The following is an 11729-nucleotide window of genomic DNA, read 5'->3' as shown; positions in this document are numbered from 1 at the left end:
CCCCCCCGGCCGGGGCCCCCGGACCGGCCGGGTCGCGGAAGCGGCCGGGGTGCGGGGCGGCCGTCAGACGCGCTGCCAGAGGGCCGGGACGTTCGGCGGCGTCCAGCCGGGCTGCGCCTGGTGCGGCTGGAGGCAGCGGTAGCTGTCGGAGCCGTAGGTCACGATGTCGCCCGACGCGTACGTCGTACCGGCCGCCCAGGTGCCGCCCGGCTCGGTCGGCGGGTCGGTGGGGTCGGGCGGGGTGCCGTTGGTGACCAGGGTGAGTCCGTACGCCTGGAGCGCCGGGTTCACCGGCTGGAAGTACGTCGTACCGCCCTGCGAGCAGTTGCCGGAGCCGCCGGAGGTGACGCCCTGCGCCTGGCTGCCCGAGATGAACGAGCCGCCGGAGTCACCGGGTTCGGCGCACACATTGGTGCGGGTGACACCGGAGACGGTGCCCTCCTGGTAGGTGACGCTGGTGTTGCGCTGCTGGACCGTCCCGCAGTGCCAGCCGGTCGTCGAGCCGGAGCGGCAGACCGACGCCCCCTCCAGCGCCTCGGTGGACCCGGTGACCGTCACATCGCCGTTGCCGTAGCCGTTCACCAGGGCTCGCGGCGTCCAGCCGGTGTTGGTGGCGACCCAGGAGTAGTCGCGGCCGGGGAAGGTGGAACCCTGGAAGGAGCCCTGGGCCTGCTGGTTGTACCCGCTGGTGCTGACCCCGGGCGTCCCGCAGTGACCGGCGCTGACGAAGCCGGACTGGCTGCCGCCGCGCTTGACGGGGAAGCCTATGGAGCAGCGCCCCGAGCCGTTCATGTAGTACGCGTCACCGCCCCGGAGATCGGCGAACGTACGGGGCCGCTCCGCGGACCGACGCACCGTCACCACATCGCGTGCCACCCCCGCCTCGGCGAGGAACCCGTCGGCGGCCGAGGCGCGGGCGGCCTGCACGACGACCCGGTTGGTGGCCACGTCGACGTACCAGACGGGCACCCCCTCGGGGGCCCGGCGCAGCGCGACGCGGTCCAGCGCGGCCTTGGCGGATTCGAGTTCGGCCTGGCTGTGCTCGACGACCACGGGCCTGGCACCGGCCTCGCGGATCCGGGCGGCGTCCGAGGCGTCGGTGGTGGCCACGGTCAGGGCCGCGTCGTCGCCGCTCACCCGGGCCCCGGCGAAGTCCGCGCCGAGGGAGTGCTTCAGCGCGGCGGCGACGGCCGCCGCCCGGGCCTCGTGGCCGATCCGGCTGCGCGCCTGGTCGGCGGTCAGTCCGAGATCGCGCCGCATGGCCTTCAGCAGACCGGGCGAGAGCTGCCCGGTCCCCGTGGCGGTGGGGGTGCGGAACTGCGAAGCCGGATCGGCGGATGCACTGCCGGTCAGGCCGGCCAGCGCGAGCGCACCGACGGCCACGGTGGCGGTACACGCGGCCAGGGCACGTCTGCGGAGCACGGAGCTCTCCACGGAACTCTCCTTGACTTCGGGGGAATTGCCGTCAAGGTAGCCGCGTACACGTCATCCCCAGGAGATCCCGTTCACCCCCTCACTTCGCGTTATGGGGCCCCGGCCGGCCGCGACGGCCCTGCTCCGTGGTCGCGCCGGGGAGGTCCACATACGCCGCCGATCCCCGTAGGTTCGCCCCATGCGAATAGGTGAGCTACTGGGTTCCGGCCGATCCGCCGATGTGTACGCGCTGGACGACAAGTGGGTGCTGCGCCACTACCGCGACGGCATGGACGCCACTCACGAGTGGGTGGTCATGTCCTACCTCGGCGCACACGGTTTCCCGGTCCCCCGCCTCGGCCCCCGGGACTCGGAGACACCCGCCTGCGACCTGGTGCTGCAACGCCTGACCGGCCCGACGATGCTGGATTCCCTGCTGGCCGACGAGGTGTCGACGGCCGACGCGGCAGCCGTGCTGGCCGGGCTGCTCGCCGAACTCCACACCGTTCCGGCCCGGCTGTCCCCGGATCCCGAGGACCGGATCCTCCACCTGGACCTGCACCCGGACAACGTGATGCTGACGGACCGGGGGCCGGTGGTGATCGACTGGAGCAACACCAGGGAGGGCGTTCCGGCCGCGGACCGGGCGATGACGTCCCTGATCCTGGCCCAGGCGGCGATCGATCCCGGATTTCCGGCGCCGGCGCAAGCCCGTGCCCTGCTGACCGAGCTGCTGCCGCGCTTCTCCGCCGACGGCGGCATCCCCGCCCGTCACCTCACCGAGGCCGTCGCGCACCGCGCGGCCGACCCGGCGACGGGCCCGCAGGAGGTGGCGCTGATCGACCGGGCGGCATCCCTGGTCGCGGACCTGACCGCCTGAACCGCCCCGCACCCCTTCCCTCCCCCTCCTCGCGCTACCGCCCGGCGGGCCGGGCCGGCAGCGTACGGACGTGCCGCGGGGTCACGACACGGGTGATCGCCTAGCCGAAGAGGGTGCTCGGTTCCGAACCCCGGTAGTCGGTGCCGGTGTTGAGGAACACGTCATGGGCCGGCTCCCGTCACGGGAGAACAGAACTCCACCAGCGGCGTAGGCCCGGAGCGCCGGTGGCGCACGGACGGGGAACGCCGCCGGGATCCGGACGCGGCCCCGCGTCCGCGCACGGTTGCGCCGCGGCACCGGACCGCTCAGGACGACCGGCTCACCGCCGCACCGCCCACGAACGGCAGCAGCCGTTCCGCCTCCTGTTCCAGGGCCGCCCGGTCGGGACCGGCGAGCGGGCGGAGCGGGGCCAGCCGCAGTGTGCCGGCGTCCAGGGACCATGTTCCGTGGACCAGGCCGTCGACCAGGAAGGTGGGGCGCACCCGGGCCTGGCCGGGCATCACGTGCTTGCGGTCCTCGTCGCTGATGACGCGGGTGCGGTCGGCATGGCCGAGCAGGACGTTGTCGAAGGCAGGCAGCAGCCGCACCGGGGCGGGGGTTGCGGGGTCGGGCAGCTCCGCGCCGGCCAGGTCGAACAGCTCCCGGCCGTCCGGGTCGCGGTAGCGGCGCAGTTCGCCGCGCATCTCCGCGACGACCTCGCCGAGGCGGGTCAGCCCGCACCAGGCCTGGACGTCCTTCACCCCGGCCGGGCCGAAGGCGGCCAGATAGCGGCGGACCAGCTCCTTCGCCGACTCCCTGGCGGCGGCCGCCGACGCGACGACCGCCATCGGACGGCCCAGCCAGGCGTCGGCGGGCGTGACGGAGACCGCCGACCGGTTGCCCCAGGAGCCCCACGCTCCGGTGGCCGCGCCATGGACGAGGGGGGTGCTCAGCTCCGCCTGGCCGGCCAGGATCCGCCCGTCGCGTCCCGGGTGGCGTTCGGCCAGCCGCCGGGCCAGCTCCTTGCGTGACAGGGTTCCGCCCGCGAGCAGGCCGAGCGCGTCGGACACCAGGGACGCCGGGTCCAGGCCGGTGCTGTTCCGGGTGAAGTGCGGTGATGCCGCGGTGCGGTCGAGCACGGGTTGCAGCAGCGGCCGCAGCCGGCGGAAGTCGTCGGCCGCGGCGAGGTGCTGGGTGGAGCGCAGCAGGCCGGACCGGACCACCCGCCGGTCCTCCAGCAGCGCGGTGAGCCCGGGCTGCGTGAAGCCGTTGATCCTGCTCCACAGCCCCACGTAGGCCCAGTTGGGCTCCTGCGCCTGGAGTGCGACCAGCCGCCCGATCACCTCCAGCGGGGTGCGATCGGTGCGGGCCAGCAGGAACTGACGGTCCAGCAGTGCCCGGTTCAGCGCCCGGTGGGAGAGGGTGGTCACGACAGCCGCACCGACACATTGCCCCGGTGGGCCCCCTGGAGCAGGGCGAGGAACGCCGCAGGCACGTCCTCGATCCCGCCCTCGACAACCGTCTGCGGGTAGACGAACCGACCCTCGGCCAGCCAGGTGCCGAAGTGCTCCTGCCAGGCCGCGATCTGATCGGGCGTGTGGTGGCAGGAGAACGGCAGCAGCTCCACGTTCCTGGCCCCGGCCGCCACGGGGTCGGGCTTCGAGAAGCGCTCCGCGGCGTCACCGAGCTGGCTCGACAGCGAGCCGCACAGCGCGAAGCGCGCCCCGGGCCGGGCCACCCGCAACGCCGCCTCGTACTGCGCGCCGCCCACGACGTCGAAGAACACCGAGATGCCGTCGGGCGCGAGCTCCCTCAGCCGGTCGGCCGGGGAACCGTCGTGGTAGTCGAACGCGGCGTCGTAGCCGAGCTCGTTCACCAGGTAGTCGACCTTCGCCGGGCTTCCGGCGCTGCCGATGACCCGCGCCGCGCCGAGGCACCTGGCGATCTGCCCGGCCAGCGAGCCGATCCCGCCCGCCGCACCGGAGACGAACACCACGTCGCCCGCGCCCACGGCCGCCACGCCGGCCATTCCGTAGTACGCGGTCGGCCCCTGCCCGAGGTGGTGTCCGGGGTCGGGGAAGAGCCCGCGGTCGAGCTTGACGTACCCGGAGGCCGGGCCCGCCGAGTACTCGCTCCAGCCGCTCATCGACCGGACCAGGTCACCGACCGCGAGCTCGGGGCTTTCGGACCGGACGACGGTGCCGACGGTGGCGACGCCCACCCGCTGTCCGGGCCGCCAGGCGGGCACCGGGATGGTGCAGTCGGCCCGCATCAGCTCCAGGTACGTCGCGGCGAGCCCCACCTGGTCGGTCCGCACCAGGACCTCGCCCTCCACCGCCGTCTTGGCGACGGTGAAGTGGCCGGGCGTGGGGACGCCGGTGATCTGCCTGGTCAGCTGGATCTCACGGGTGATCATTTCTTGGTCCTCACGTCGGTCCGGTTCGGCCTTCGGGATCGACTCTAGGGAGCCTTCCGGTCACTTTCCGGCCGGAAGTCGCGAGAGGATCCGGGCATGGCGAACACCAGCTCACGGACGCTCAGACTGCTCTCGCTGCTGCAGACCCACCGCCACTGGCCCGGCCTGGAACTGGCCGGCCGGCTCGGAGTGTCCGAGCGGACCCTGCGCCGCGACATCGACCGGCTGCGCGAGCTCGGCTACCCGGTCAGCGCGGCCCGGGGCACGGACGGCGGCTACCAGCTCGCGCCCGGCGCCGTACTGCCGCCGCTGCTGCTGGACGACGAGGAGGCGGTGGCTCTCGCGGTCGGCATCGGCGACGCCGCGCAGAGCGGAATCGCGGGGATGGAGGAGGCATCCCTGCGGGCACTGACCAAGGTGGTACGGGTCCTGCCGCCCCGGCTGCGGGCCAGGGTGGACGCCCTGCGCGCGGTGACCGTCTCCGCCTCCGCGTCCGGGCCGGCCGTCGCGGCGGGCGTGCTCACCGCGATCGCCCAGGCGTGCCGGGACGAGGAACGGCTGCGGTTCGGCTACACGTCCAGGGGCTCGGCACCGGCCGAGCGCGAGGTCGAGCCGCACCGCGTCGTCGCCACCGGCGGCCGCTGGTACCTGGTCGCCTACGACCTGCACCGGCACGACTGGCGCAGCTTCCGCCTCGACCGGCTGACGGGTCCGACGGCGACCGGCACCCGCTTCCGCCCCCGCCCGCTCCCGGCCGAGGACGCCGCGGCCTTCGTCCGGGCGGCGAGCGGCGCCCCGGCCCCGTACACGGTCGAGGCCCTGGTCCACGCGCCCGCCGCGCGGGTCCGGCAGGCGGTCGGCCAGTGGGGCACGGTCGAAGCGCTCGCCCCGGACAGCTGCCGCCTCACCATGACCTCCACCTCCCTCGACTGGCCGGCCCAGGCGCTGGGCAACGTGGGCGCGGAATTCGAGGTGCTGGGGCCACCGGAGTTCGCCGCGCACGTCCAGGACTGGGGCGCCCGCTTCCTCCGGGCCGTCCCCGCGCCCCGGTGATCCGCCCCGCCACCGCGCGGGCGGATCACTCGGCGCGTCCGTCCGCCGCACGCGGGGGCGGGCGGGTCGTCACTCCCCGTCGCGCAGCCGGTTCGCCAGGGAGGACAGCGGCTCGGCCTCCTCGGTGTGGCCCAGGGCGGTCAGTCGGGAGACCGCCGCGTCGAGGCGGTTGAGGGCGGGGGCGGGGCGTTCCAGGTAGATGCCCTCCACAGCAGCCGTGAGACGGACGCACTCGGCCCACTCACCGGCGTGGTCCCCGCCCTTCTCCGGCGCCGGCCCGCCGAGCAGGGCGAGGGCCTTCTCCAGTGCGGCGAGGGCGTCCTCGTACTCACCGGCGTAGGCATTGACCCGCCCGTGCTCATAGGCCAGGGCGGTGTCCAGGGAACGGCCCTGGGCCTCGTACTCGGCGGCACGGGCCTCGTCGGCGATCCGGCCGACGTCGGCGAGGTTGGCGAGGGCGTCGGCCAGGCCCTCGGGGCCCTGCTGCTCCGCCTGGAGACGGGCGAGTTCGCGCAGGCAGCCGCTGAGCTGCTCGTAGCGCGGGACGCGGGCGTGGGCGGCGAGCGCCTGCTCCGCGGCCTCGCGCGCCCGGCCGAACTCACCGGACTCACCGAGGAGTACGGCCGTCTCCGCGGCGATCATGACGTGGCTCCCCGGGTCGTCGTCCCAGCGTGCCGACTCGGCCGCGAGCGCGACGAACTCCGTCGTGGCGGCCTTGAGGTCCTCCCCCGCGTGCAGCGCGCGGGCTCGGGTCAGGCGCAGCTGGGCGACGAGCCGGTCGTCCACTTCCTTGGCGGCGACGTCCGGTTCGGCCAGGAGCGAGTCGAGCAGCGCGATGCAGTCCTCGACGCGGCCCAGGTCGAGGCAGAGCTGAGCGGCATTGCTGTAGGCGCAGTACGCGTCCGTCCGGCTGCCCCGGCGCAGCTCCAGCTCCGCCGAACGCGTCAGGTGCCGCAGTGCCTCGTCGGGGCGGCCGAGGTGCATGCAGACCTCTGCCAGATCGGCGTGGAGGCGTGCGGTGTCGACCACGTCGGCCGGCCAGTCGGCGGCCAGTCGCAGCCCCTCGGCCAGGTCGGCCTGCGCGGCCTGCACGTCCCGGAGGCCGAGCTGGAGCCGGCCGCGCAGCGCGAGCGTACGGGGCAGGTGCCAGGCGGGGCCGTGCGCCTTCAGCCGGTCGAGGACGCCGTCGATGACGGTGAGCGCGGCGGGCAGGTCGCCGGAGAGGGCATGGGTGGTGCCCCGCAACAGCAGGGCACCGGAGATCTGCCCGCCGAGATCGTGCCGGGTGGCGAACGCGAGCAGCAGGTCGGCCTCGGCGAGGACCGGCGCGACGTGCGCCTCGTCCCCCGACGTCTGCAGCCGCATGCCCAGCGCGGTCGCCCGCAACCGCAGCAGGCGGGCCTCCTGGTGCGGGGCGAGGCCGGACGCCTCCTCGTGCAGGCGAACCATGTCCGCGTGAGCGGCGGCCAACGCGGCGACCTTCACCCCGGCCCCGGCGGCACCGTCAGTCCCATCGGTACCGCCTGCCTCCTCGGCCCCCTCCGCAGCGGCGAGCAGGGCGCAGGCACGCGCGACCGCCGCGTCGCCAGGGACTCCGGCGTCCTCGTACAGGGCCGCGGCCTCCTCGTGGAGAGCGGCGGCCTCGGCGAACTCGTCCTTCTCGCCCGTCCGGCTCGCCTCGTCGCTCAGCAGGTCCGCCCGCAGCCGTGCGAGCGGGCCGACGGCCGGATCGTCGGGGTGGGCGTAGTCGCGGGAGGTGGCGAGCGTGCGCAGTTTCGCCCAGCACGCCCGCGCGTCCGGGTGCCCCTGCTCGTCCAGCGTCCGTGCCCGGAGGATGAGTTCGGGCAGCGAATCGGGGACCTCGGCGGCCGTACGGGCGACGGGCGCGGCGACCGGGGCGGCCGGGGCCACTTCGTCGAGGCCACGGGTGCGCAGGGTCAGTTCCAGCGCGTCCACGAGCGGGGCGCGGTCGAGGCGGGCCCTGCGGCGGTCGGTGTGGGCCGTCGTTCCGTTGCGGGCGTCGAAGCGGGCGGCGAGGTCGTCGGCACGCCCCCGCACCTCGGCGCGCAGGCCGGCCACCGTCCAGGCGCGGCCCGCGTACCCGGCTGCGGGCAGCTCGCCGTGTCCCAGGGACTCGACGCGCTGGAGCAGCACCTCCGCACCGGTGAGGAAGTCGAACAGGTCCAGCGGCGAGTCCACCTCGCCGAAGAGATTCCGGTTCTCGGCGAGCAGTTCCAGGCCGCGCGCCTCGTTGCCGGTCAGCGCGCAGAACTCCAGGTGCCGGCCGACCTCTGAGGACATCGAGGGGTTGCGGCGGCAGTTTCGGTAGCCGGCCAGGTGCAGTTCGCGGGCCCGGTCGACGCGGCCGCTGCGCAGCAGGGGCAGCAGCGCGTACGAGACGGAACGGGCCGGCTCCTCCTGGCAGGACTCCTTCCCGGCCAGGACGGGTGCCCAGTCGTCCAGCGCCCGCTCGTCGTCGCCCGCCGCGAGGTGGTGGAGGGCGCGCTCGCAGATCTCGCAGGCCTCGCAGTCGCTGAGCCGGGTCCGGGAGCGGCCCGCCCACAGCTCGTAGGCGAGGGTGGTGCCCTCACCGGTGTGGGCGGCGAGCTGGTACGCCTGCCCGTAGTAGGGCTGGAGTCCCAGGCCGGCCTTCTCGTACCGGTCGCGCATCTCCGCCAGCCACTGGTGCAGGCTGGAAAGGGGTACCTCGGGCAGCACGCGCAGCGCGTCGGCCACCCACTTGAACCGCCAGAACAGCGTGTGCCGCCGGCGCTCGTCGAATACGTCGGGCTGCTCGTCGAACAGGTTGAGCAGGCGGGCGAAGACGACGGGCGACTTCCGGGGCTCGGAGCCGTAGGTGTACGCCTCCTGGAGTTCGAAGAGCGCGTGGACGAGCGGGACGGGCTCGGCGAACTGCTCGGCGGCGTCCACCAGTTCCTCGGCGGCGACCGTGCGGGTGCGGCCGTAGGGGAGCCGGTCGTTCTCCTCCAGCGCCTGGTACAGCTCGTCGGTGTTCCGGGGTGCGGTCGGCATCGTCAGCTGTCCTTGCGGAGGGCGTGGGCGAGAAGGTCGAGGAAGGAGCGGTTGATGAGGCTGGATTCGGCTGGCCTGAGCGGGCGCCGGGACAGCAGCGCGGCCTGCCCGTAGAGGGCTTCGGCGCTGGTACGGGCCAGCTCCGGCTCCTCGATGGTGACGGCGGCGCGGACCAGCGGGTTCAGCTGGTTGAGGATCAGCTGGGCCCGCGGGGCCTCCTGGCGCAGGGCACCGAGGATGTCGCCCCACACGCCGCCCTCCTGCTCACGGGCGAGCTGGGAGCGGGTGCGCTCGTGCCGGGCCTCGCGGCTGTCGACGAGGAGGGCGGGGGCGGAGGCGGGCTGGAAGGTGCGCAGCGCGACATCGCAGTCGAAGACGGCGAGGGCGTCGCGGGCCAGGGCGAGGTAGGCCACGGCGGCCAGCTCGGTCTCGCGGTCGACGGGGTCGAGGTGGGCGGTGAGGGTCGCCGGGTCGAGGTCGGCGACGCTGACCTCGGGCCTGATCTCGGGCAGCCGGTGGACCAGTTCACGGTCGTACGTGTAGCCGCCGTTGACGACGCCGAGTCCGGCGGCCGAGGCGATCGCCGCGACCTGCCGGAACTCCTCCACGCTCGACGTCACGAGCACGGTGCGGTGGGTCCGGGCGAACTCGTCGAGAGTGGTGTGCCCGTCGGTGGTCTCGAACGGCAGCCAGGGCAGCAGCATCCGCAGGATCTCGTCGTCGTGCACCGCGAGCGACTTCACGGCCAGGTGGTGGGCCTGGAGGAACCGGCCGAGCAGGTCCGGATCGCTGGCGGCGGCCCGGGCTATCCACTCGCGCAGCCGGTCGGCGAGGGCGTCGCGGACTGCGGCGAGCGTGTCGTCCTCGTACAGGGACTCGCGGGAAGCCGTCGGGCGCAGGCTCTCGGCGTCGATGACACAGCGGACGAAGAACGCCCACTCGGGCAGGAGTTCCTCGGCCTGCTCGGACAGCAGCATGCCCTTGACGTGCACGCGATGGCCGTGGCGGCGCCCGGCCGGCACCGCCTCGGGCAGCACGCACGCGATGCCCTTCAGGCCGACGGCAGGCAGGTCCAGCTCGATGGTGTCCAGCGGCGTGAACCCGAAGACCCCCTCCCCGTACGCGGTCAGCGCCCGGGAACGGGATCCCGGGGTGGGGTACGTACGGGCCCAGGGTGCGGGCTCCGGATTGACGGCCACGCCCTGACCGCCCGTGCCGTCGTCGAAGGTCACCGGATGGCGCAGCAGGGAGCCGAAGTGCCGGGCCAGCGCGTGCACCTGCGCCGGCCGGGTCCACTCACCGGTGTCGGCGCGCGGCGTCAGCGTGACGGTGGTCCCGGGGCGGGGGCGGGCGGACGCGGGCAGGGTGCGCACGGTGTAGCTGCCGTCGCCGCGCCCCCGCCATTCCACGGCGGGTGCGTCGGGGGTGCGGGCGGAGCGGCTCAGGACGTGGATCTCGTCCGCGACCAGGAAGCAGGAGAGCAGCCCGATGCCGAACTGGCCGATGAAGTCGGCGCGTTGCTCGGCGATCCGCTCGGCACGCTTGCTGCTGCGGCCGATCGTGGCGAGGAAGCTGTGTACGTCGGCCTCGGTGAGACCGACGCCGTCGTCCTCGACGCGTACCACCGAACCGTCGGCGTACAGGCGGATTCCGAAGGCGTCGGCGGGGGCGTCCGGTGCGAGTCCGCGCCGGGCGGTCAGCGCGTCCACGGCGTTCTGCAGGAGCTCGCGGAGGTAGACGCGCGGGCTGGAGTAGAGGTGGTGGGAGAGGAGATCGACGAGGCCGCGCAGATCCACCTGGAAGGTGCGGTCGGCGCCGGCCGGGTTCGCGGCGGTGTCGGGCAGAGTCATCGGGCAGTCCGGGGTGGAAGGGACAACGGGTGGCGGGGCACGGCCGCAAGCGGCTTCGGCATCAGCCGGAACCGGGACCGGTGTGCGGTGCTCAGGCGCGGCGCTGGTGGCAGGCGAACTGCTTCTCGGGCTCGGCGAAGTAGGACCAGGGCCATTCGGTACGGGCGCCGTCGAGCGCCTGGAAGACGCGCCGGACCGTGTGGCGCTCACCGGCCAGCGACAGGGCCATGGCGAACATGTTGAAGTCCTGCTGCCAGCCCGGCCGGCGTACGTAGGCGGGGTGAAGGATGCTGTGATCGGCCGCGTTGCGCAACTCGGCCTGGATCTCGGGGGTTTCGAGGCACCCCGCGTGTTCCGACTCGACCCATTCCTCGATGTGCGCCATGGCGATCACACAGCCGATCCGGTGCCCCTGCGGAGCCCGGGCGAACGCGTCGCGGGCGAATGCCAGGGCCTGGCCCGGCTCACCGCTCCAGCGGGGCTGCAACTGCGAAACCCAGTCGATGTGGACTTCCAGGTCCAGCGGATCGCGGCGCAGGGCGGCGTCGAGCCGGGTCCTGTTGACGACCGGGCCCAGCGACATGCCTCGGCCGGAGGTGAGCAGGTAACGCCACGGCGTGATCCACTCCGGCGCCAGCTCGGCGGCCTCGAACAGCTGCTCCTCGGCGAGGTCGAGCCGCTCGTGGAAGACCCGCCACTGTTCCTGCGTGACGTTCGCCGCGCGCGCGGACGTACGCGCCTCCCATCCCCAGACGACGTGGCGCGCCCCGGATATCAGCAGGGCGGTGGCCCGGTGCTCCTTGTCCTCCTCGACGGCACGGACGATCCAGTCCTGCACACCGTCCAGGTCGGCCAACTGCCCCAGGACCTTGTGGTCGTGGCCGAGATCGAAGGGGACCAGCGCCGCCTTGACCGCCTCCCAGTCACCCGCGTCGGCCGCCTCCACCAGCGCGAGCACCCGCGCATCCCCGAGCGCACGCAGCGCGTACGCCCCGTTCCTCCGCCGCCGCGGAGCGGGCAGGGCATACGGATCCGCCGACGTCCTCCCCCCGCCCCCGTCCCCGCCGAACAGCCTGCCGAACATACCGAGCCCTCCCCTGGTCCC

The 11729-nt window shown here is 74.0% G+C and carries 8 protein-coding genes; 2 read left to right on the top strand and 6 right to left on the bottom strand.

The window, feature by feature from the left end; translation table 11 throughout:
- Positions 1-63: 63 nt before the first annotated feature.
- On the bottom strand, positions 64-1434 hold the full coding sequence (locus tag AADR41_RS27965; protein WP_342284177.1) for an alpha-lytic protease prodomain-containing protein: 1371 nt from the start codon (positions 1432-1434) through the stop codon (positions 64-66).
- Between the two features lie 178 nt (positions 1435-1612).
- Between AADR41_RS27965 and AADR41_RS27960 the strand changes: the two genes are divergently transcribed.
- On the top strand, positions 1613-2293 hold the full coding sequence (locus tag AADR41_RS27960; RefSeq protein ID WP_342284176.1) for a phosphotransferase: 681 nt from the start codon (positions 1613-1615) through the stop codon (positions 2291-2293).
- Positions 2294-2598: 305 nt separating this feature from the next.
- On the opposite strand, the gene AADR41_RS27955 is transcribed toward AADR41_RS27960, so the two are convergent.
- Together AADR41_RS27955 and AADR41_RS27950 are read right to left on the bottom strand one after the other, a co-directional pair.
- Positions 2599-3702 carry a winged helix DNA-binding domain-containing protein gene (locus AADR41_RS27955; protein WP_342284175.1) on the bottom strand — a complete coding sequence of 368 codons (1104 nt, stop codon included), beginning with the start codon at positions 3700-3702 and terminating at the stop codon, positions 2599-2601.
- Positions 3699-4688, bottom strand: coding sequence for an MDR family NADP-dependent oxidoreductase (locus tag AADR41_RS27950; protein WP_342284174.1), 990 nt, complete (start codon positions 4686-4688; stop codon positions 3699-3701). Before AADR41_RS27950 ends, AADR41_RS27955 begins: the two co-directional genes overlap by 4 nt.
- 96 nt (positions 4689-4784) lie before the next feature.
- Between AADR41_RS27950 and AADR41_RS27945 the strand changes: the two genes are divergently transcribed.
- Positions 4785-5741, top strand: coding sequence for a helix-turn-helix transcriptional regulator (locus AADR41_RS27945; protein ID WP_342284173.1), 957 nt, complete (start codon positions 4785-4787; stop codon positions 5739-5741).
- A 69-nt stretch (positions 5742-5810) separates the two neighbouring features.
- Here AADR41_RS27945 and AADR41_RS27940 read toward each other — a convergent pair whose 3' ends face one another.
- The 3 genes from AADR41_RS27940 to AADR41_RS27930 all read right to left on the bottom strand — a co-directional run bounded on the left by AADR41_RS27940 (position 5811) and on the right by AADR41_RS27930 (position 11708).
- Complete coding sequence (locus AADR41_RS27940; protein WP_342284172.1) at positions 5811-8774, bottom strand: tetratricopeptide repeat protein; 2964 nt, start codon at positions 8772-8774, stop codon at positions 5811-5813.
- A gap of 2 nt (positions 8775-8776) precedes the next feature.
- Positions 8777-10624 (bottom strand): HSP90 family protein, encoded by a 1848-nt coding sequence (locus AADR41_RS27935; RefSeq protein ID WP_342284171.1) that lies wholly within the window; start codon positions 10622-10624, stop codon positions 8777-8779.
- A gap of 91 nt (positions 10625-10715) precedes the next feature.
- Entirely contained in the window at positions 10716-11708 is a 993-nt protein-coding gene (locus AADR41_RS27930; RefSeq protein WP_342284170.1) for a hypothetical protein, read from the bottom strand.
- Positions 11709-11729 lie beyond the last annotated feature (21 nt).

Origin of the sequence: Streptomyces sp. CLV115 (assembly GCF_038448545.1) — a bacterium.
GTDB lineage: Bacteria > Actinomycetota > Actinomycetes > Streptomycetales > Streptomycetaceae > Streptomyces > Streptomyces sanglieri.
The sequence above is the reverse complement of the archived record's forward strand: the minus strand, read 5'-3'. Positions and strand labels throughout refer to the sequence as shown.

What these genes read in the sequence shown, in the direction of transcription:
- AADR41_RS27945 (WP_342284173.1), top strand. Translation starts at nt 4,785, where the DNA reads ATGGCGAACACCAGCTCACGGACGCTCAGACTGCTCTCGCTGCTGCAG.
- AADR41_RS27960 (WP_342284176.1), top strand. Translation starts at nt 1,613, where the DNA reads ATGCGAATAGGTGAGCTACTGGGTTCCGGCCGATCCGCCGATGTGTAC.
- AADR41_RS27950 (WP_342284174.1), bottom strand. Translation starts at nt 4,688, where the DNA reads ATGATCACCCGTGAGATCCAGCTGACCAGGCAGATCACCGGCGTCCCC.
- AADR41_RS27930 (WP_342284170.1), bottom strand. Translation starts at nt 11,708, where the DNA reads ATGTTCGGCAGGCTGTTCGGCGGGGACGGGGGCGGGGGGAGGACGTCG.
- AADR41_RS27940 (WP_342284172.1), bottom strand. Translation starts at nt 8,774, where the DNA reads ATGCCGACCGCACCCCGGAACACCGACGAGCTGTACCAGGCGCTGGAG.
- AADR41_RS27935 (WP_342284171.1), bottom strand. Translation starts at nt 10,624, where the DNA reads ATGACTCTGCCCGACACCGCCGCGAACCCGGCCGGCGCCGACCGCACC.